Annotated in this window: 16 protein-coding genes; 7 read left to right on the top strand and 9 right to left on the bottom strand. The window is 58.3% G+C overall.

What is annotated here, in order from left to right:
- Positions 1 to 2 precede the first annotated feature (2 nt).
- A complete protein-coding gene (locus HDF12_RS02380; protein ID WP_179580934.1) occupies positions 3 to 440 on the top strand; it encodes a DUF2251 domain-containing protein in 438 nt (145 codons plus the stop codon).
- 15 nt (positions 441 to 455) lie between these two features.
- Here the strand turns inward: HDF12_RS02380 and HDF12_RS02375 are convergent, their stop codons facing one another.
- The 4 genes from HDF12_RS02375 to HDF12_RS02360 all read right to left on the bottom strand — a co-directional run bounded on the left by HDF12_RS02375 (position 456) and on the right by HDF12_RS02360 (position 4,261).
- On the bottom strand, positions 456 to 962 hold the full coding sequence (locus HDF12_RS02375) for a 5' nucleotidase, NT5C type (RefSeq protein WP_179580932.1): 507 nt from the start codon (positions 960 to 962) through the stop codon (positions 456 to 458).
- Between the two features lie 60 nt (positions 963 to 1,022).
- Positions 1,023 to 1,802, bottom strand: coding sequence for a zinc ribbon domain-containing protein (locus HDF12_RS02370; protein WP_179580930.1), 780 nt, complete (start codon positions 1,800 to 1,802; stop codon positions 1,023 to 1,025).
- Between the two features lie 101 nt (positions 1,803 to 1,903).
- Complete coding sequence (locus HDF12_RS02365) at positions 1,904 to 3,586, bottom strand: M1 family metallopeptidase (RefSeq protein ID WP_179580928.1); 1,683 nt, start codon at positions 3,584 to 3,586, stop codon at positions 1,904 to 1,906.
- Between the two features lie 42 nt (positions 3,587 to 3,628).
- On the bottom strand, positions 3,629 to 4,261 hold the full coding sequence (locus HDF12_RS02360) for an FMN-binding negative transcriptional regulator (protein WP_179580926.1): 633 nt from the start codon (positions 4,259 to 4,261) through the stop codon (positions 3,629 to 3,631).
- A 134-nt stretch (positions 4,262 to 4,395) separates the two neighbouring features.
- On the opposite strand from HDF12_RS02360, the gene HDF12_RS02355 reads away from it, so the two are divergent.
- The gene (locus HDF12_RS02355) at positions 4,396 to 6,066 is read left to right on the top strand and encodes a DHA2 family efflux MFS transporter permease subunit (protein ID WP_179580924.1); all 1,671 of its coding nucleotides are present in this window, start codon (positions 4,396 to 4,398) and stop codon (positions 6,064 to 6,066) included.
- A 572-nt stretch (positions 6,067 to 6,638) separates the two neighbouring features.
- Positions 6,639 to 8,246 carry an outer membrane beta-barrel protein gene (locus tag HDF12_RS02350; protein ID WP_348641607.1) on the top strand — a complete coding sequence of 536 codons (1,608 nt, stop codon included), beginning with the start codon at positions 6,639 to 6,641 and terminating at the stop codon, positions 8,244 to 8,246.
- 78 nt (positions 8,247 to 8,324) lie between these two features.
- Here the strand turns inward: HDF12_RS02350 and HDF12_RS02345 are convergent, their stop codons facing one another.
- The 5 genes from HDF12_RS02345 to HDF12_RS02325 all read right to left on the bottom strand — a co-directional run bounded on the left by HDF12_RS02345 (position 8,325) and on the right by HDF12_RS02325 (position 17,118).
- Entirely contained in the window at positions 8,325 to 10,166 is a 1,842-nt protein-coding gene (locus HDF12_RS02345; protein WP_179580922.1) for a glycoside hydrolase family 35 protein, read from the bottom strand.
- Positions 10,167 to 10,243: 77 nt separating this feature from the next.
- Positions 10,244 to 11,278: an aldo/keto reductase gene (locus HDF12_RS02340; RefSeq protein WP_179580920.1), complete on the bottom strand. Its 1,035-nt coding sequence runs from the start codon at positions 11,276 to 11,278 to the stop codon at positions 10,244 to 10,246.
- Positions 11,279 to 11,371: 93 nt separating this feature from the next.
- Entirely contained in the window at positions 11,372 to 13,246 is a 1,875-nt protein-coding gene (locus HDF12_RS02335) for a beta-L-arabinofuranosidase domain-containing protein (protein ID WP_373563833.1), read from the bottom strand.
- Between the two features lie 132 nt (positions 13,247 to 13,378).
- A complete protein-coding gene (locus tag HDF12_RS02330; RefSeq protein ID WP_179580916.1) occupies positions 13,379 to 14,938 on the bottom strand; it encodes a hypothetical protein in 1,560 nt (519 codons plus the stop codon).
- Between the two features lie 101 nt (positions 14,939 to 15,039).
- Positions 15,040 to 17,118 (bottom strand): ATP-dependent DNA ligase, encoded by a 2,079-nt coding sequence (locus tag HDF12_RS02325; RefSeq protein WP_179580914.1) that lies wholly within the window; start codon positions 17,116 to 17,118, stop codon positions 15,040 to 15,042.
- Positions 17,119 to 17,353: 235 nt separating this feature from the next.
- Here HDF12_RS02325 and prfA point away from each other — a divergent pair, with 235 nt between their 5' ends.
- The 4 genes from prfA (at position 17,354) to prmC (ending at position 21,110) form a co-directional block, all read left to right on the top strand.
- Positions 17,354 to 18,430, top strand: coding sequence for a peptide chain release factor 1 (gene prfA / locus HDF12_RS02320; protein WP_179580912.1), 1,077 nt, complete (start codon positions 17,354 to 17,356; stop codon positions 18,428 to 18,430).
- 94 nt (positions 18,431 to 18,524) lie between these two features.
- The gene (locus tag HDF12_RS02315) at positions 18,525 to 19,382 is read left to right on the top strand and encodes a VOC family protein (protein ID WP_179580910.1); all 858 of its coding nucleotides are present in this window, start codon (positions 18,525 to 18,527) and stop codon (positions 19,380 to 19,382) included.
- Positions 19,383 to 19,416: 34 nt separating this feature from the next.
- Positions 19,417 to 20,229, top strand: a complete 813-nt coding sequence (locus tag HDF12_RS02310) for a hypothetical protein (protein ID WP_179580908.1) — start codon at positions 19,417 to 19,419, stop codon at positions 20,227 to 20,229.
- Positions 20,230 to 20,237: 8 nt separating this feature from the next.
- On the top strand, positions 20,238 to 21,110 hold the full coding sequence (gene prmC, locus HDF12_RS02305; RefSeq protein WP_179580906.1) for a peptide chain release factor N(5)-glutamine methyltransferase: 873 nt from the start codon (positions 20,238 to 20,240) through the stop codon (positions 21,108 to 21,110).
- Positions 21,111 to 21,141 lie beyond the last annotated feature (31 nt).

The raw sequence follows: 21,141 nt of genomic DNA, 5'->3' as shown, positions 1-21,141 counted from the left end.
ATATGCAGTCGCTTTCTTTTACTCCTGGCCGTGCGTTTCTTTCTGTCAATTCGCCGATCGTCCCTTGGACCGTGGTCTTTGAGGATGAAGGCGTCGCGGGATACTTCTATGCCTGCGATCGCTCGCAGGAGGTGCATGAACACAGCATTATGGATGCAATGCTGATCTACAACGTAGCCGCGCTGGCCAAGAGCGACGTCGAGCTCCAGCGTCCTGAGCCACAGCGCATCGCCTCGGTGGAGTGGTCGCGCGATGGTCTGCAGGCGGTGCTTTATCTTGATGGGACCGCGCAGGCACTTTATGACTTTCAGGCGCGCTGCGGATACTGTCGCATGGACTTTCCAAACTTCATGTCGGAGCAGGGGGATACGTGGCGCAAGTCGAGCCATGCGTGGTCCGATGCTGCATTGCAACGTTTTGAGTCGAACCTCTACGCCTGACGAAGCGGCTCAAGGTCAGCCGAGAAACAGCTTCTCCACGTCGAGCCAGTCATTGACGCGTTTATAGCCAGTGACACCGGCGTTGTGGGGCGAACTGTAGAGGATACCTTCGCCCATGAACCGTCGCAACTGCCGCGGGTTGTCGTCGATGAGATAGTCTGCGCGCAGAATGCTTTTGTCGCCGCAATAAACGATGTGGGATGCCGGGATAAACGGGAAGTGCTTCGCTAGCCAGCGATACTTCGCCTGGAAAGAGGTTGGAACTTCCATCGCCGCGGTCGCGATAAAGACTTCGTAGTTCATGTGCAGCCGCTGCAGCACACGCTGCGACTCCGGCATGACGGACAGCACTTCGAAGAAGTCCTCCGAACGCAGATAGGCGTCGAGCACGGCATGGCGGTCTACCGATACCACATCCCAAAGCCACTTGCCCTGCAGGTCTTTGAGCGTAACGTTTTCGCTGAAGTGCTGGTTGTAGCGGAGGAGATGCTCACCGAGCGCATCGGCCATCACCTCGTCCATGTCTATGCAAATTCTCTTCAAGATCTCACGCTGGCCCTTGCTGAATCGTGTTTGCTGATTTTAGAGGGATCGAATGATTGATGCCGCGATGCTCTCTACCGGAACCGTCTTGCGCTGCGGAGCGTCACGCGCGGGATCGTAGTAGAGCAAGCGGCCGCAACTCTCGCAGGTCATCATGGTCTCGTCATTGCCGCGGTCGCGAAGGTCGTTCCAGCGTTGTGGCCTCACCATCATCTGGCAGGCCATGCACTTCTGGTTGAGCGCCTCGGCTACCGCGGTTCCCTTCGCCTTTGCGATGCGATCATAGGTGGAGAGTGCAGCCTCGCCGACCTCTGCGCGAACCGCGGTGCGTTTCTGCTCCACCGCGGCCAGCAGCGTCTTATCAGCGGCGATGGTGTCGGTGGCTCGGATTCGCTCGCGCTCCAAAGTGGCGGACGCGTCGGTGACGGCTTCGTCGGCAAGCTTCTTCTGCGACTCGAGTCCTTCGCTGCGCTCCATGCTTTCGATCTCAGCGTCTTCGAGCTTGCTGATCTCCGCCTGAGCGAAGGCGATCTCGTGCTCGAATGCGGTTACCTGCACGGTCGTTGTGGCCAGGTCCATGTGCTTGCGCGTGCGGTCGATCTTGGCTTTCTGGTCCTTGACGTCAGACTCCTGCCGGCGTCGCAGTGCCTCTTCTTTGGCTATCAAGTCAACGATAACTGCGCGTTGCCCTTGTGTCGCCTTTGCCTTCGCGTCAAGCGCCGCCACGTGCTTCGGCAGCGCGACCATCTCATCGCGGAGGCGTTTGGCCTCTACGTCGTGTGCCTGCAATACGATTAGTTTCTCAAGGTCCGGATGCATCTGACGTCTCTCTTTCCACTCGGTTCGATCGCTGAAGAGGCTCAACTACAGCGGAAAACTCGAAGTCTAGCACTGCTCTCGTCACTTGTTAAGTATGCGCCTTACTGTTTGGCTAGCTTATCTACGGTGATGTAGTACAGATCGGTCGCCACCTCGAACTGATCTTCGGTGAGCGGCGTCTTCATGGTCTGCCACTCCGTTGTGGGATGAATCGTCTCCCAGTGCTCCTTCAAGCCTACGCGCACTGGCATGGCAAAAGCTTTTTCGTCTGCCTTCCAGCGGTATTGGACCGTGCTTGCGGCCTCGTCGAACTTCAGCTCCAGCGCGGGGATCGCGGTGTGACGCAGATACTGATCGAAGACGGGCGTCAGGTTCATACCGGTCTGCTGGTTGAAGTACTGCTCGACGTCTTCCGTCATGATGTTCTGATATTCGAAGTGCTGATAGAAGTCGTGGATCAGCGCAAACCAGCGGGCGTCGTCGTCCACGATACTGCGCAGGGTGTTGATGAAGAGAGCGCCCTTGAAGTATTGATCCTGCGGCGGCTCGGCGTTGGTGCCGTGTGCCGTGATGATGGGACGGTCGTTCTTCACCTTCTTCTTCAGCGCGTTGACATACTTCACCTCGTCTTCGTGGCCGTAGTTGTACTCGACGTAGAGGCACTCGAGGTAGGTGGTCCAGCCTTCGTGGATCCACATATCGGACTTGTCGGCTGCGGTGATGGCGTTGCCGAACCACTCGTGGCCACTCTCGTGAATGATGATGAAGTCGAAGCGCGGACTGATACCGACGCCGGTCCAGTCGCGATCGAGATAGCCGTTGTGAAAGTGGTTGCCGTAGGCGACGGCGCTCTGATGCTCCATACCCGCGTATGGAACTTCGATGAGTTTGTAGCCATCCTTCTTGAAGGGATACTCGCCGAAGTAGTGGTAGTAGGCCTTCATCATGCCCGGCACCTGGGCGAACTGACGCTTCGCTCCGTCGAGGTCTTCGGGCAGAACATAGTAGTCGAGAGGAAGATCGCCGAACTTGTCGTCAAAGTGAACGTAGTTGCCGATGTTGAGCGCTACGTCGTAGTTGTTGATGGGGTAGTGAACCTTCCAGTCCCAGCGCGTGTAGCCGTCGCCAAGATCTTTCTTGCCGATGAACTTTCCGTTCGAGACATCCATCAGGCCGTTCGGAACGGCGACGTTGATCTCCATTCCGTCCTGGGGCTCGTCGCGCCACTGGTCTTTGTTCGGCCACCAGACGCTGGCGCCCGTCTCTTCGCAGGCGGTGTTGATCCAGGGATGGCCGGCGGTGTCCTGCTTGAAGGTGAAGCAGCCGAAGCGGCCAGTTTCGACGGGGCTTCCTGAGTAGTGGACGTCGATGGAGTAGGTGTGGCCGGTACGCAGAGGTTTCGGGAAGTCGACGAAGAAGGTGCCACCGTCGCGCGCATACTTCAACGAAGTTTTGCCCATCTCGATCTTGTCGATCTGCAGGGTAGGGAAGAGCTCGAGCTGTATGCGTGTGCCGTCCGCGAGCATTTTGAAGCGGATCGTATTGCTGCCGCTGATGAACTTCTTCTCGGGATTGACGCGAAGGTCGAGGTGATAGAAGAGGAGATCGTTGTTGGCGCGATACGGCCCGTAGGATCCGCGCAAAAGATCGGCGTGGGTAGGCTCTTTGATCGCAGGCGGCGGGGGGGCCGGGGCAGTGGGCTGCGACGTCTGGGCAGAGATCGGGATGGCGATTCCTAACAACAAGACGCTTAGAGAAGAGTTGCGAAGGGCGACTGAGAGCATTGACTTTAGCCTATCGCGATTTGCCCCAAGTTGGATTGCGGATCAACTGCGCTTCTCGACAAGAGATTTCATCGCATGGCTGTCCGTTGTGTTCAAGTCGGCGAGGCCGTTCGCTACTCCGTTGCGATCCTGCTCGGAGCGATTCTGGCTGACCTTCCATTTGCCCTCTAGTCGATCGATGACCATCTCAAGCCCAACGATGCCCTTTATCTGCGAGGCGATATAGTCTGCGGGGGCATCTTCGATCTTCCACGGAGCTGGGGAATCGGCCTCGTGGATCGTTGTGAGGCTGTGCAGATGGGCCATCAACCATTGGCTGTCCTCGACGACACGCAGATGACCGTACGCATGAACCACGACGTAGTTCCAGGTGGGCACCACCTTCCCGCTCTCCTGTTTCTCCGGATACCAGTTGGGCGTGATGTAGTGCTGTGGACCGGAGAAGATCGCAAGCGCTTCGACCTCGGGTGAGAACTCTCGCCACTGCTGGTTCGCTCGCGAGAGGTGACCCTTCAGGCGGCCCAAGGGTGTGCCATCGCGTTCGAGAACCATTGGGATATGCGATGCGAAGAGGCCGGCCGTCCCCATGGTGATGAGAGACGCAAATGGATGTTCTTCGATCAGTTTATGGATGACCGGAGTGCGGGTTTCGCTATTTGCCCGAGGAATGTACATTTCCGCTTCTCCCAGAAGCCTTGGTTATGAAGTTATCACCGTATCGAAACGGTAGGCCGTCGTGTGGATTGGCCGGAATTTCGCTGCAACTCTCTGAATCCCGGCGTGCGCCGATACAATCGAATAAACCACACATGGCAGCTACAGTAATCGAACTCCCCGAGGCGCAGCTCTCTGAAGCGCATAGTCCCGAGCACCATCCGACTGTGGAACGGCCCTGGCGTCCGCGGATCAACCCGTGGATCGTTGCCATGACGGTAACGCTCGCGACCTTCATGGAGGTATTGGACTCCTCGATCGCCAACGTTGCGTTGCCGCACATCGCCGGTGGTCTGGGAGCGACGCAGGATGAGGCCACCTGGGTCCTCACCGCGTATCTGGTCGCGAACGCCATCATTCTGCCCGCCGGGGCTTACATGACAACCTTCATCGGGCGCAAGAAGTTCTACATGATCTGCGTCGCGTTGTTCGGCATCAGCTCCGCTCTGTGCGGCTTTGCTCCTTCGCTTCCGATCCTGATCTTCTGCCGCGTTCTGCAGGGCGTTGGAGGGGGCGGTCTCGCACCTTCGGAACAGGCGATCCTCGCCGACACCTTCCCACCTGAGAAACGCGGACAGGCCTTCGCGATGTATGGCCTCGCCGTTGTCTGCGCTCCCGCAATCGGACCGACCCTGGGTGGCTATATCACGGACAACTTCGACTGGCGCTGGATCTTCTTTCTCAACGTTCCCATCTGCTTGATCTCGCTGTTCCTCACCTCGCGCATTGTCGAAGATCCTCCCTACGTAAAGAAGCAGGTTGAACTGTCGCAGAAGGGCGGCATCAAGCTCGACTTTCTCGGCTTCGGCCTGCTGGGCCTTACCTTCGGCTCGCTCGAGTTCATTCTCGACAAGGGCCAGGAGGATGACTGGTTCTCCTCGAACCTCATCACTTTCTTCGCCGTCGCCATGGTCATTGCGTTTGTCGCGATGATCTGGTGGGAGCTCAAACAACTCCGCGAAGGCCATCGCCCCATCCTCAACCTGACGCTCTTCAAGCGCCGCAACTTTTCGATCAGTTTTCTGCTGATGTTCGTGCTGGGTTTCTCCCTCTACGGCACCACCATTCTGATCCCGCAGTTTGTGCAGACGCTGCTAGGCTACACAGCGGAACTTGCCGGTCTGGTACTTTCGCCTGCGGGCCTGATGATGATGTGCATGATGCCCATTGTCGGCGTTCTGGTCGGCAAGGTCGATCCGCGCAAACTTATCGGCTACGGCTTCATCATGCTGACACTGTCGCTGATCACAATGCATACGCTGAACCTCGGCGTGAGCTACGGATACCTGGTCTTTGTGCGCTGCTTCCAGGCGTCAGGACTTGCGTTCCTGTTTATCCCGATCAATACGATCTCGTACATCGGGGTAAAGCAGTCTGAGAATAACGACGTGTCGGGCCTGACGAATCTTGCGCGAAATATCGGCGGCTCTGTGGGAACGGCGTTCGTCGCCACCATGCTCACACGCCGCACTGCAGCCCACGAGACGAACATGGTACGCAATCTTACGACTGGCAGTGCTTCCTTCATGAACCGGGTGGCAAAGCTGAAAGGCATGTTTGGCGGCCACAGCAGCGGAAACCCCATGACGGGCACTGGCTCCCACACCGCGCAGGCCTATCTCTACAACGAGCTGCACCGTCAGGCGGGCATGCTCGCCTACCTCGACATCATCCAGTACATGGCGGTCTTCTGCGCGTGTATGCTGCCTCTGCTCTTCTTCATCCCGCGGCCACCCAAACACGCGAGTCCTTCCGCCGGCCATTAGACCTTCTCCAGTTACAAATCGTCGATTGAAAAAAGCCGTGCCAAATGAACGCGGGGTCACCTTCGAGAGGGGTACGGGGTGGACAATGGCGCGCCGTTTACCTGGTCTTCAACCCGATGAAGTCTTTGGCTGACGATGACCACGGCCTCGGCGACGAAAAGAAGTTCACCACTTCACTGAGCGAAGGCGAGCCGAAGAAGTTGAGGAAGTGGAGAGTCTCCTGCGTTGAGTCAAGCCCGACTAACTTATTCGCCTTCAATCCGAAGATCTGTCATCCGGACGAACGCTGGGGAAAGAGGACGGCTTCTGGAAACTAACTTCAGCCACTGCGGCCAAACGACCACCTCCAATCCCGATCAGTAGTAATATCTGCGCAAAGAGGCTCGCAGCCGTGCTGATGCGACTCTATTTGACTGCAACGTTGTCGTAGACGCGCACAGTCCCTTTACGAATTCATTATGCCTTCTTGACGAATTCGTTATAGCCGGCTCGCTAGGCTCTGGATATCAGCGTCCGGCGGCCTGGCAGCTCCATTCATCAGCCACGGCGGCTGTATGGAATGGAGAGCGTCAGTGAAAAACAGAATAACGACATGCGGTCAGCGATTTGGTCTGGCAGCGTTCACCTTTGCAGCGGGGATGGCTCTTTGTACAAGCGATCTCCGAGCTCAGGCTACAGAGCCGAATCTGCAGACGGCCGTAGAAAATACACAAGCCACACCGGAGCATCAGACAGCCCAGGATCAGAAGATTCAACAGCTACAGGACCAATTGGAGCAAATTCAGAAGCAGCTGATGGAGCTCAAGCAGGCTAGCTCCTCGGCTCCGGAGACTCATCACACCACGACGGCGAAGGCCTCAGTTGCGGCGGCCGATCTGAGTGAAACAGAGCCGGAGGTGACCGACCCGGCCAGCCCGCACTCAGAGCCATTCGCCTTTGCCGATTTCACCTGGCTCACCGGCAACCCACGGACCAAGGACACGCCGTATGCAACCAAGTTCTTCACGCCGGATATACGCTCGGATGTGAGTTACACCTACGACTTCCGCCATCCGCAGGACGACACGATCGTCGGGTCGAGCGAAGTATTTCGCTCGAGTGAGGTTGCACTGACGGACCTTGGAATCGGCGGCGACTTCCACTACAACAATGTGCGCGCCCGCGTTTTGAGCCAGATCGGTCTTTACGCCACGGCTACGCCGCGCAATGATGCCAGCCCCTCGCGCGGCCAGTGGGACCTTGCCGACGCCTATCGTTATGTAGGTGAGGCCAACGCCGGCTACCACTTCAATGTGCAACACGGCCTGAACGTGGATGCTGGCATCTTCCTCTCCTACATCGGACTGTTCTCGTTTTATCAGTTCGATAACTGGGCTTATCAGCCGTCCTATGTGTCGTCAAACACGCCTTGGTTCTTCAATGGTGTGCGCGTGCAATGGTTTCCCACTGCCAAACTGAAGATCGAACCATGGTTCATCAACGGCTGGCAATCCTACGGCCGGTTCAACAATCGACCCGGTCTGGGCGGATCGATCCTTTATCGGCCAAACGGAAATTGGTCGATCGTCGGCAATCAGTACGGCTTTGGAGAGGATGCGCTGGGCATAGGCTCACGTACCCGCTACCACACCGACGATAGTGTTCAGTACAAGTACTACGAGCGGCCCGACTCCTTCCTTGGTAAGGCCGCCGCAACTCTGACCGGCGACGCAGGCTGCGAGAGCGGCGGCGGCGTGAGCTGCTTTGGCAACGGGAAGACTGGACCGAAGCAGAGCTTTCTCGGCTTCATGGCCTACAATCGCTTCTGGTTTGATCGTGATCGTTTTGGCCTGACACTCGGCGGTGGACGCATCAACAACCCCGGCCGCTACCTCGTGCTCCTCCCGCCGATCAATGGTGCAACTGCAGCCTCCGGAACTCCCTACTTCACGGAAAACCCGGGTGATCCGTTCAAGGCATGGGACGCTTCGGTGACAGCGGACTACATGCCGAGCCAGTACTTTACCTATCGGCTGGAGTACAACCATCGCGCGGCGAACGTCCCCTACTTTGCCGGACCCGGTGGCGTTACGCCGCCAGGTGGCAACACCGGTGCACTAGGTTCTCTCGTTCCAGGCTGGAGCCCGGATCTGCGTAACAGCGAGAACCGCCTGACGCTGGCATTCCTCATGAAGTTCTAGACGCCGATACACCCGTAAATGCAGTTCAAGAGAGCCTCCGGTCATCGACCTGAGGCTCTCTCTTTTTGTCGAAACGACTCACTGCGCTACGGGTGACTCTTTGGTCGGTGATCCAAGCTCAGGCTTGTCCAAGCCTCGAACAGTCGCACCGATCTTCCCCTGTAGATCGAACACGATCACTTCGTTGCTTCCGTTCACCATCCATGGTGCCGGTGCGTAGAGCGTCTTCTGTGGACCGATATTCCAGATGCGGCCCAGCGCGTGGCCGTTGAGCCAAAGTTGCCCCTTTGTAAATTCGCTGGTGTCCAGGAAAGTATCGCCAACGGCGCTTAGTTTGAAGCTGGCGCGATAGAAACAAGCGCCTTCGCAGGGCTCTTTTGAGAACTTCAGGCTGGCAGTGTCCTTCAGAGGCAACGGATAAATCTCCCAGCCTGTTAGCTCGTTTCCACCTAACGTCACCTGCTTTGTAATGCCGGCACGTTCGCCACCGATGGCTTTGCCGAAGTTGATCCGGCCCGTATTCTCCACCAGAATATCCAGACGTGCATTGCTCACTACCGCGGGAACCGTAAGACGATCCTGTTTCAATCGTCGATCCAGCGTTCCGATCAGTCTGCCGTCCAGATAGATCTGGGCATAGCTGTGAAGTTCATCAAGAACAAGCTCGCTCTGCGCCGCTGCCTTCAGAGTGGTGCGGTACAGAATGTAGCCATAGGCCTGGTCGACATCTTCCATGCTCAACGGATGCTCCGATCGGATCGGCGCGGGCAGGCTCTTCCACAACGACACTGATTCAACAAATTTCATCTCCGGAGTTTGGATCGCCGGTGCAACCGCAGGCACTGTAGGCGGTGTGACTCCAGTGGACTTTGCGATGATGTCGCGAAACACGAAGTACTTCGGTGTGGGCCGTCCGCTTTCATCCAACGCGGCGTCGTAGTCGTAGCTGGTGACGTCCGGCTCATAAGTTCCCGGTACATCTCCGTTGGCTCCATTCATGCCTCCGAAGCTTGTGCCGCCGTGAAACATGTAGAAGCTCACGGAATAGCCATGCGCCAGCATCCACTGCAGATTGTCTGCCTGCTTATCCGCGTGTGTGTTCGCGTGGTCTGCGCCCCAGTGATCAAACCACCCGGCCCAGTACTCGCTGTTGATAAACGGACCGTTGGGACGAACCTTTTTCAGCGTCGCAAACGCCCGCTCTGCTGCACCATCTTCTTCGCCGCCAAAGTTGATCCCAACCGGAAGCTCGGGCAGCGAGCCATCCTGCACTTTCTCCGGGCCGTCGGCGGTGTACAGCTGCGACTGCGTGAATCCTGCATCGATTAGAAGCTTGTGAATCTGCTCCATGTAAGCGTGGTCATTGCCGAACGATCCGTATTCGTTCTCCACCTGAGTCAGGATGATCGGACCGCCGTTACCCACTTGCAACGGAGCCAGTTCCTTGCCCAGCCGCGCAATCCATCGTGCCACTGGCGCCATGAACTTCGGGTCGCTGGTGCGCACCTTTGTGGTGTGATCCTTCAGCAGCCACGACGGATAGCCGCCGAACTCCCACTCCGCGCACACATACGGACCGGGGCGCAGGATCACATAGAGACCCTCCTGCTGAGCCTCACGCACAAACTCTGCGATATCGTTGTTTCCGGAGAAGTCGAACACACCCGGCTTCGGCTCATGTACATTCCAGAAGACGTACGTTGTGATTGTGTTCAATCCCATCGCTCTCGCCATTCGGAATCGCTGACGCCAGTAGGCTCGCGGAATTCTTGGATAATGCAACTCCCCCGAGATCACCTGAAACGGCTTGCCATCCAGCGCGAAGTGATCGCCTTCCACGGTGAATCGATGCGCCTTTGGAGCCTGCGCGAATCCGTTGACACTAAGAAGGCCGGCAAGCAACAAGACGAGTAGTCGCATTCAATCCTCACACACGCAACATTGATCGAGGCCCGCGGTAGTCTGCGAGCCTCGAAATCATCGCCAATTCTACGCGGTTATACGGGGAAAGGATTGCGCTCTTTGAACTGCACCTGGTGCCAGTACGGATAAGCCTTCGGCAGCGCGCTGGCTTTATCGAGCTTAGCCACCTGCTCTTTGGTCAGCTCCCAGCCGATGGCCCCAAGGTTCTGTTTCAACTGCTCCTCGTTTCTTGCGCCGACAACTAGAGTTGAAACCGTAGGCCTCCGCAGCAGCCAGTTCAACGCGATCTGCGGTACCGTCTTGCCGGTCTCCTTCGCGATCTCGTCGATGGCGTCGACCACGGTATAGAGATACTCTTCGGGGACCTGCGGACCTGCATCATTCACGATGTTTGAATTCAGACGGCTGTCCTTCGGTATGCCAGTCTCGCGGCGGATCCTGCCAGTCAAACGTCCCCAACCAAGCGGCGACCATACCAGGGCACCCACACCCTGATCGGCTGCCAGGGGCATCAGTTCCCACTCGTAGTCGCGGCCAACGAGCGAGTAGTACACCTGATGACCAACATAACGCGACCAACCATAGCGCTCGCTTACACTCAACGACTTCATCAGATGCCATCCCGAAAAATTGGAGCACGCGATGTAGCGGATCTTGCCTTCGCGAACGAGGTCATCGAGCGCACGCAGTGTCTCCTCCACAGGCGACGTCGCATCGAAGGCGTGAAGGTGATAGATGTCGATATAGTCGGTGCCGAGCCGCTTCAGCGAGCGCTCCGCTGACTGGATCAGATGGTAGCGGGATGACCCCACATCGTTCGGTCCCTTGCCGAGCCGAAAGGTCGCCTTGGTCGAGATCATCACATCGTCACGATTGTGCTTCGCCAGAGCCTTGCCCAGCGCCTTTTCGCTCTCACCGTCCGAATAGACATCTGCCGTATCGAACAGGTTCATCCCCGCATCCATGCAGATATCGACGATCCGGTTCGCTTCCTCCTGCGTCGTCTCCGACCAGGCCTTGAAAAACTCGTTGGCAGTGCCAAACGTCCCCGCACCGAAGCATAGCTCCGGCACCTTCAAACCCGATTTACCAAGTTGTCTGTATTCCATTCAGATTGAGATGCAGCCAGCACCCATTTCGCTCTAAATTTTGAGCCTTCACATTCGGCCTTCGTGATCGAGGCCGCTCACGGGTCGCTGGAGCTAAATCACCCGAATGTAAGTCAAGTAAGTCTGACTCTGTACTGAGGTAAAAGGCACCATCTTCACCGGGCCATTCAAACTCTGCAGCATCCATTCTTCGCCCCCGGTCTGCTGTATGGCAAGCGCGTGCGCACTGCTCGCCGCCACCGGCTCCGAAGCTAGTGCAAACAACACCCTCGGTCCGAACATCACCGCGACCGTCTCAGGATGTGCCTCGTCCAGCATCTCGAGCCGCGGCTTCATTGGCAGTTCCAGCTTCACCGTATCGCCGGTCCGCCATTTGCGTTGAACCGTGGCAAACCCCGACGCTACCGCCATCTGGACGGAACGACCATTCACCTGCAGCGTGGCTCCATCCGCCCACGCCGGAATCCGCAGCTTGAGTGCAAACGAAACCACGTGCGAGGTCTTCATGCGAAGGCGCACCTCCGGCGTCTCCGGATACGTTCCTTCCAGCTCCATCTCGATCTTTGCGTTACCTTCGTTCCACCGCAAAACAGAAGGCAGATAGAGATTCACCCACACCGCTCCGGGTTCGTGAAAGTATCCGTTGATCCAATAGTCAGCGGCGGCCTGCGGCAGCGTCCCCGAACAGCAGGGCCACCGATGATCCGAATATACCCGCTTGCCTCCAGAGCCCAACGCGTCGTTCGGCGTGTCCGCCGTGTCCGCCGCATTATCTATCGAAGATTGCGAATGATAGTCCGCGTAATAAAAAGCGTGTCCATCGGGCTGCAGCGGCATGGCTCCAAGAACGGTGTTGTACATCACGCGTTCCATGCTGTCTCCATAGCGCCCCTCGCGAGTGCAACGCAGCAGATAACGCGTCAGCTTCATGTGCGCATAGGCTCCGCACGGCGTCTCGAAGCTATTGTGGCTTTTTGCGAGGCTTGCGAAGACCTTCCCCGATCCGGGTGCTTGCAGCATCTCGTCCGGTCCCCATCCACCGGTCGCAAAGCTCTGGGCGAGAAGCATGTCGAAGCCGTTCTTCGCTGCGCGCAGGTGCTTTTCGCTTCCGCCGACCATGTGCGCCTGCATCGCCGAGCACAACGCATTCACGTAGCTGTACGCATGCTTGCCCCCCAGCACGTTCTCTCCCCGTGCAAGCGGGTCGAAGTAGCTCGCGTCGTCCAGGTAACGCTCCGCCATCTCGCGATACGCGGTCCCTTGCACTCCCATTTGTGCCGACACAAGATACAAATTCTCCGGCAGTGTGTAACTCTCATCCCAGACCCAGGAGACATCCTTACCCTCCCGCCAGACCACCTCCCGGTCTACTGCGTGCCCTGGCAACTCCGGCAACGCGGCCTTTCGGGTGCGCTCGAGAATCTCCAACGCATCGCCGTCCCCAGCAAGCCGGTGCGCATCCATCAACCCACACACAAGCTTGTCGAAGCAGTAGGCTGGAAAGCGGTTCTTTGCGTAGTATTCGGTTGCAATCGTCTGGGCGTAGAGGCGGTTCAAACGCACAGCTCGTTCACGCAGCGCCGGATCGCCAGTGATCGCATGCATTCGCGACAGGGCCGATACCCATTGGCCAAACGTTGCACTCGGAGCCAACCCTGCGTCTTCTTTTCTGTAGTCGTAGTCCGCCCGGTACTGATGCCACCCGCCGATATCTTCGCCCGGCGCATCCTGTCCCACCATCTTTCGGAAGGGCATTAATAGACTGTCATCGCTGAGTCCCATCAGAACGGAGCGGGCGTTCTCCATCTGAGCCAGGTGTGGCGCACTCTTGAGCGTTACCTGTCCGTAGCCCACCTCTTCCAGCGGCCGCGCGGCAAACGCAGCGAACCCAACCTGTTGCAACGCTCCGCCTGCCACCACAGCGGCCCCGCCTCGCAATAGCTCCCGTCTGGATATCTTGAAGCTCACTCCAGCATTCTCCGCCCGGGTGGATAGATCTGTCACGTGCTGGGATGAACGAGGCCGATCGCGGCTCTGAAGATTAGCTCGCGTAGTGCATGACTCCGCTTTAAAAAGCATGTCATCGTTCGGCGACGCAGGTTACTGAGGGCCACTTCGCGTATTGCGCATGTTGACCTTGCAGGCGGCGGACTCCGGCGGGTGCCGCCACCATATCTGGAAGTCGCGTGTCACATCTGTCAGACACATCGAGCGAAGTTCAGCCTGAACGTCCGGATCGCGGTCGGTAAAGTACGGAACATGCGTCGTGTCCTCGACTACCACCTCGGCAGCCCGGACGTCAGCAAGGATCCGTTCGCGGTCTGTAGGAAGCTGCTGATTGGGCATCAGAAACCATGTGTCGGGAGAGCCGATGGCCGGGTAATAGTTGTGAACTCCGGTCGCATTGGACATCATCAGCACCTTGTGTTTCGAGGCGATCTCGAGAATCTTCGCCATCTGCGGAACATACTCAGGTTCAGCGTAAAGGTTCTTCGTAATCGGGGAGCGGTGAGTTTCCTTCCACGCCGTGAGTGTGGCCCTGGCCTGCGCTGCCTGCGCACACAATCCAACAGAGATAAAGAGAATCAGAAGGCGATTTTGCCACCGGGGAGTCGCGAGAACTGAGATCCCCAGTAGGACACCTACTGCGACGATAGGATCGTAGATAATATGCTGCCCGTCACCCTTGTAAGCGACAACGGCAAAGAAGACCTGCAAGGCCGCGCAAAATGCAACGACCGCATACTTGGGATCGGGTCTACGGGTGCGCACCATGGTCACGAAGGACTGCACTCCCATGACAATCAACGCCAGCGTGCTGAGGATCCACCATGTGACTGGTGTAACGATGTAATACGCGATGTAGTACTTGAGACTGTGTCCGGCAGGGTGCAGGAACGTTTTGAGGTCGCTGTAATCCATCTTGCCCGACCCGTAGTAGAACTTGACGCCCAGCATGGGGAACGCCGTCGCCACGGCTGATCTGAAGCCAAAGAACGCACTCAGGCCAGCAAACAATAAAACGTAGGTTAGTACACCGGGAGCGAACCGCCGGACTAAAAGTGAGATTGAACGGTCGCTGTTAAGCCACCAATCCGCGGCGATATATAGAGCGAGGAGACCGGTCAGAAGCAGAGGTAGCGACGGAACGCTGAAGCAACCAATCACGGAGACTGCAAGGGCAGCGTCTGCTCGCCCCTCCAAAAGAAAGAGCAGGGCAAACAGCATCGACAACTGCACCAGCGAGTAAGGAAAATTGGGATTCACCCACAAAAGAAATGGAGTGACCGTGATAACAGCCAGGAGGTAAAGCCATCGCCTGGAAACGTAGCGCAGGAAGAGAGACCAAAACGCGGCCATCAGGATGAGGACCACGATGGTGCAACCGATCATCGGCCAGTAGCCCCGTCCGTACATCGCAAACAAGAGGTGCTGAATAAAGACCGGGAGAAGCCCGTACTGATAAAAGGCATCGACTCCCAGATGAAGATGTTCAGCCAGCATGTAATCGAGGTTGAGGAAATTACTCCTGTCCGCGAAGACCCAGAGATAGTACGAAAAGAAGATCGGCCACGACAAAAGGTCGAGCGCTAAGAAGCTGATCAATATGACAAGAAATCCCGTTACCTTGCCTGGCGCACGGCTGTCTTCGAGCATCATCCCCCCAACGAGCTAGGTGGTTATCGAACGGACTGTAGCAGGCTGACCGTGCCAGATCAATCAGTAAATGCAGAAGACCCCGGTCAATGACGATGGAGTGGTTACTCCACCGGCTTATCCACCTGCGACTGATAGACCTCTTCGACCCGTGCGACCGTGTCAATCTCGCTCACCGGCTTGTCTGTCCTGATCTTCAGTATGCGTGGAAACCGCAGCGCAAAGCCGCTCGCATGACGTCCGCTGCGCATAATGTTGTTGAACGCTACCTCCAGCACCATCAACGGTTCGACCGTGCGGAAGAATCCCTGATCTTCGAGAGTGTGTTCCATCATCCATGCGCTCATCTCGGCAATCTCGACATCGGTGAGACCCGAATAAGCCTTGCCCACATTGAGTAACTCGCCATCAGCTCCTCGCACCGCAAACGTGTAATCACTCAAGATCCCTGCACGCTTCCCATGCCCAAACTCCGCCCCTGTCACCACAACATCCAGCGTCGCCAGTTCACGCTTTAGCTTCACCCACGCGAGGCCACGCCGCCCCGGCTGATACACAGACCCCGCCGCCTTCAGCATTACGCCTTCGTTTGCCCGCGCCCTCGCGTCTGAGTACGCCCGATCAATATCCTCGGCCGACTCCACCAGGCGCGACGGCGAGATCATCAGTCTCTCCATACCTGCGCTCTCCTCACCTGCAAACAACACCGCCTGCGAATCGCGAGCCCGTTCATCAACTATCAGCGGCGACACCACCCGCTCAACAAGCCGCTCCACCGCCGCCTCCAACCGATTGCGCCGCTCACGCAACGGGAACTCCAGCAGCAGTTCGCCATCCTCGCACATCAGGTCGAAGGCCATAAACACTACCGGCACCTGCTGACGCCATTCGTTTGAAACCCGCTTGCGTCCGATCCTTTGCCCCAACACCGCGAACGGCAGCGCACGTCCCTGTTCGAAGTCCCACCCCAGAATCTCACCGTCCAAAATCAGCGAGCCCGTCGCTCCGCTTACCTCCGAGCAGACCTGCGCAAACGCCTCCTCTAACTCCGGAAAGCTCTCTGTCACATCTTCCTTGTTGCGAGAGTAGATCGCCACCCGCCCTGGCTGACTGGCATCTCCGCAGTGCACCTGCGCCCGCATGCCGTCGTACTTATCCTCGAGAAACGCTTCGATACCCTGCGTCTGCTGAGCGTTCGCCGCCGTCTCATCTCCCTCCTCCGGTATGCTTTTTGCAATCACATCTTCCGGGGGAGCATCCTCAAACTCCTCGGCATCGACATCGAGCTTTTGCGGGGAAACAACCTCACCAGGCGTGTCGCCTTCAGCCTCCACGGCGAGCGCAACTTCGGCTTCGCGGTCAGGATCGAGCTCCATCGCCCGCCTCAGACTGTCCTCCGCCTTTTTGCTCTTTCGCGGTTTCTTAGTTTTTACGACCGGCACCTTTGCAGGCTTCTCGGTGAATCGCTCCACCGCCTCCTCCGGCGTCTCGACCGGCGAGGCCAGCATGAATCCCAGCGGATGAAACAGCCGCATTCTCGCCTCATTCAACGTCCCGGAAAACGCTCGGCGCACCGCGCTGCCGAGATCCGCCTCCAGCATCACCGCTCGCCGCACCGCCTCCACCGAAGCTCCAGCCGCGACGGCGATCGCCTCCTCCACCAGGCTCTGCTTCACTCCAATCCGCATGTCGCCGAGCATCAGTTTCAGCAGATACTTCGCCTCGAGCGGAGTCGCCCGCCGCAGCAAACCTTCGACCAGAGCCGCCCGAATCGCCGTCGTCTTCGCCACCGCCATCGCCGCAAAAGCCTCGGCTACCTCGGCAAGCGATAGCTCAGCCGTCTTGGCCGCACCGGCAGCTCCGGCAGCGACCAGCAGATCGTATGCCGCGGCACCCATATCCCCATGCCGCCGATAAGCTAAAGTCAAAGCCTGATCGCTGGCCCCGCTCACAGCCAGCAGCGTCTTCGACAACAACGCCCCGCCAGCGTTCAGCTTGCGCGAATCCGCCTCCGCAAACGGCGTTCCGGCAACATACAGTGCAAACCACCCCGCATCTTCACCTTCGGGCGCAGCTTTATGCGCGGCCGCAATCGCCGCTGAGATCGCTGCCCGCTTCTTCAGGCGCCCAGGCTCACCAGCCAACTGCTCCGCCAAGCCTGCCACTGCAGCAAATAAACCCATTTAGAAGCAGACCCCTTGCCGAAATTGAGTTCGAAAATGGAACTTCCCTGTAAAAGATGCATTTCGCATCATCCAGGTCAGGAGTAACATCTAAACAGAGATGAACGCACTTGCAAATCCGGTGTACACCCCCCACGTGACCGAGTCCCCCGACCGTCACGACTTTGCCTAGCTGCGCCTCTCCTTTTATCCGATTCTCCTGAACCCTAATCACCTTTCAATCAATGGAGTAGCTATGTTCGACCGCCTCGACCAACTCGAAGCCCGTTACGAAGACCTCGGTAAGCAGATGTCAGACCCGACCCTGGTCAACGACCAGAAGAAGTTTCAGGCCATCGCCAAGCAGCACCGCGACATGGAGCCCACCGTCGAGAAGTTTCGCGAGTACCGCAAGATCAGGGATGGCATCGCCGAAGCCAAGGCCATGCTGGCCGACCCCGACCCCGAAGTAAAGGAGATGGCACAGGCCGAGCTCGACACGCTGGAGCCGCGTCTCGAGCCCGTGGAAGAGCAGCTAAAGGTTCTGCTCCTCCCGAAGGATCCCAACGACGAGAAGAACGTCATCCTCGAGCTGCGCGCCGGAACCGGAGGCGACGAAGCCGCACTCTTTGTCGCAGAGGTCTTCCGCATGTACATGCGCTTCGCCGAGCAACACAAATGGAAGGTCGAGATCCTCTCCCAGACCGAATCCGGCATCGGCCACGGCCTCAAGGACATCACCGCTATCATCGAAGGTGAAAACGTCTACTCGCAGTTGAAGTACGAATCCGGCGTACATCGCGTACAGCGCGTTCCAGCGACCGAAACTCAAGGCCGCGTCCATACCTCAGCCATTACCGTCGCTGTGCTCCCCGAGGCCGAAGAGGTCGACATCAAGATCGAAGCGAAGGATCTGCGCATCGACACCTTCTGCTCCTCCGGACCCGGCGGCCAGTCGGTGAACACGACCTATTCGGCCGTGCGCATCACACATCTCCCGACCAATACCGTCGTCAGCTGCCAGGACGAAAAATCGCAGATCAAGAATCGCGAGAAGGGTATGCGCGTGCTCCGCGCCCGCCTCTATGAGGTGGAGGCAGAACGCATCCATCAGCTCCAGGCCAAGGACCGCAAGCAGCAGATCGGCTCCGGCGACCGCAGCGAGAAGATTCGCACCTACAACTTCCCGCAGAACCGCCTTACCGACCACCGCATCGGCCTCACCAACCACCAGCTCGCGATGGTGATGGAAGGGCAGATCCAACCCACCATCGACGCCCTCATCGCGCACTACACCGCCGAAAAACTCAAGGCCGAAGCGGAAGCCGCCTGACCTGCCTCCGCCAGCAACGAACGAGGAGGCGGCTGACCTGGTATTCGCATCTCCACAGCGAAAACCCGGTCAGCGCCTCCAAAAGGATCGACCTATGATCAGGCAGCACCGGAGCGGCCGCCGCTCTGCCCGTCCCGCGATGCACCTCATCCTCTTCGCACTTGTCTCAATCCTTCTCGTACCCCTGCTTTACGCGCAGCCCGATACCAAAACACCACCCTTCAACGGCATCGCCCACGTCGCGCTTCGTGTCCACGATCTCGCCAACTCCGTCGCCTTCTACGAAAAACTCGGCTTCGAACAGGCCTTTGACCTTCGCAAAGACAATGTCCCCTATGAGTCCTTCATCAAGATCAACGACACGCAGTTCATCGAACTCCACGCGTCCACCCCAACGGATACCGACACCGGCTTCCTGAGCCTCTGCTTCGAAGGCGCAGACGTCCAGGCAATCAACGACAACTACCTCAGCCACGGCCTCACCCCCACACCCGTTCGCAAAACAGATACCGGGAACCTGCGCTTCATCATGGGAGGCCCCACCCAGCTCTCCGGGCCGCAGACCATCGAGTACACCCAGTACATGCCGGGCTCACTCCACAGCGAAGACCAGGGCAAGCACCTCGGCCCGGACCGCGTCGCCGAAAAGCTGATTGCCATCTCGCTCCCCATGGCCGACCCCTCCTCCGCACGCGACTTTTACATTAACCAGCTCAACTTCAAGCCCATCGCCAACGATCCGATGAGTCTTCACATGCCCGGCGAAAGTGGTCAGGAGGTTGAAATCATGCCTGCGACCCCCGGGAGTCACGCACGCATCACTATGGAATCGACCAATCTCGGCAAGGCAGCACGCCACCTCCACAAAGAAGGCGTCTTCACCGTGAAAAACGGAACCACCCTCACTGTGATCGACCCCGACGGCAACGTCCTGATCCTCGAAACTCGCTAGCAACCATCTCCCCTCTGCTACCGTAAAGTCACGCATGCGCCTCTCTTCACTCTTCGCACGCACACCTCTCGCCAGCCTACTCGGATGCTTCGCCACTGCCCTGGCCCAGCAGCCCGCCCCCGCGCTCGACCAGATCCTCTCCCGCGTCGAAGCCAACACCGAGCAGTACAAGGCCACCGTCCCCAGCTTCCTCTGCGACGAGCGCATCAGCTCACAGGAGATCCGTGACGGCAAGCTCAAGCACGAAACCACCGTCGAAGCGCTCTTCCGCGTCTCTCGATCAGCCCCACCGGCTGCCACCCTCGAAGAGTCCCGCGAAGTGAAGTCAATCAACGGCAAACCATCGAACAGCAAAAAACTCGACATGCCCATTTCGTTCAACGGAGGCTTCAGCGGCGCACTCGCGAAGTTTCTCTCCGCTGATCGGCGCGAGTGTTTCGACTACCAGGCCGATCCCTCTTCCCCTGCATCTCCCGGCACCCAAGCCTTCACCTTCACCGCTCGCGAGGCCGCCGCGAAACAACCTGCCTGTGTCTCGATTCAACCGGGCACCGCCGGCAAATTCGTCATCGACGCCTCCATGCAAGTCACGCACATCGAACGCACAGTCCCTCATCCCATCGGCAAAGATCAAGCAGTTCTAGGCACAGCCTCGGTTGACTTCGCCCCCGTCACCCTCAAGGGAAGATCCTTCTGGCTCCCCTCCACGATCGTCGCCTTCACCACAGAGACCCCAAAGACGAACGCCTTCCGCTTCACCGCGAAGTACACCAACTACCATCGCTTCGCCGCCAGCTCGACCATCCTCCCCACAACCTCAGACTCCACCCAGCCGCAGTCAAGGTAGCCGTCAGCATGACCCTCCGCCAGGCCATCACCAACGCCGCTGCAGAGCTGGCCGCCAACCCACACCTCAGCGAACACGCCCACCGCGACGCCGAGCACCTCCTCCTCCACACGCTGCAGATCTCTCGCGTGACCCTCATCGCATATCCCGACCGCGATCTCTCCCCCGAACAAGACGCTCTCTATCAGATCGCGGTCCAGCGACGTCTCAAGCTCGAGCCCATCCAGTACATCATCGGGGAGCAGGAGTTCTACGGCCTGCGTCTCCACGTCACCCCCGCTGTCCTCATCCCACGCCCCGAGACCGAACATCTCGTCGAAGCCGTCCTCAAGCTGCTCCCCGCGAACCGGCCCGTGAAGCTCGTCGATATCGGCACCGGATCGGGAGCCATCGCCATCGCGCTCGCCGTCCATCTTCCGCTCGCCGAGATCACAGCCCTCGACCTATCCTCCGAGGCTCTCGCCATCGCAGAGCGCAATGCGCGAGAACACGACGTAGCCAATCGCATCCACTTCGTTCGATCCGATCTCCTCGCCACCATCAAATCTCTTGGCCAGACCTTCGATGCCATCCTCAGCAACCCGCCCTACATCCCCGAATCCGACCGACCCACCCTGCATCCCCAGGTTCGCGACCACGAGCCCGCCACTGCACTCTTCGCAGGCGAAACCGGCCTCGACATCTACCGCCGACTCATTCCGGCGGCCGCGAGCGCACTCAAACCAAACGGCATACTAGCCTTGGAGATCGGCCACGGACAGCAGAAACCGCTCACCCACCTACTCGCCGGATGGAACGACGTCACCTTCGTCAACGATCTCCGGCAGATCCCACGCGTCGCCCTCGCGCGCAGGCCGAACTCCTTCCACCCGGAACACTAAAATCTGTCACAATGAAACCCTCTACTCTGTT

The sequence above is a fragment of the Tunturiibacter gelidiferens genome (assembly GCF_013410115.1).
GTDB lineage: Bacteria > Acidobacteriota > Terriglobia > Terriglobales > Acidobacteriaceae > Edaphobacter > Edaphobacter gelidiferens.
The sequence above is the reverse complement of the archived record's forward strand: the minus strand, read 5'-3'. Positions and strand labels throughout refer to the sequence as shown.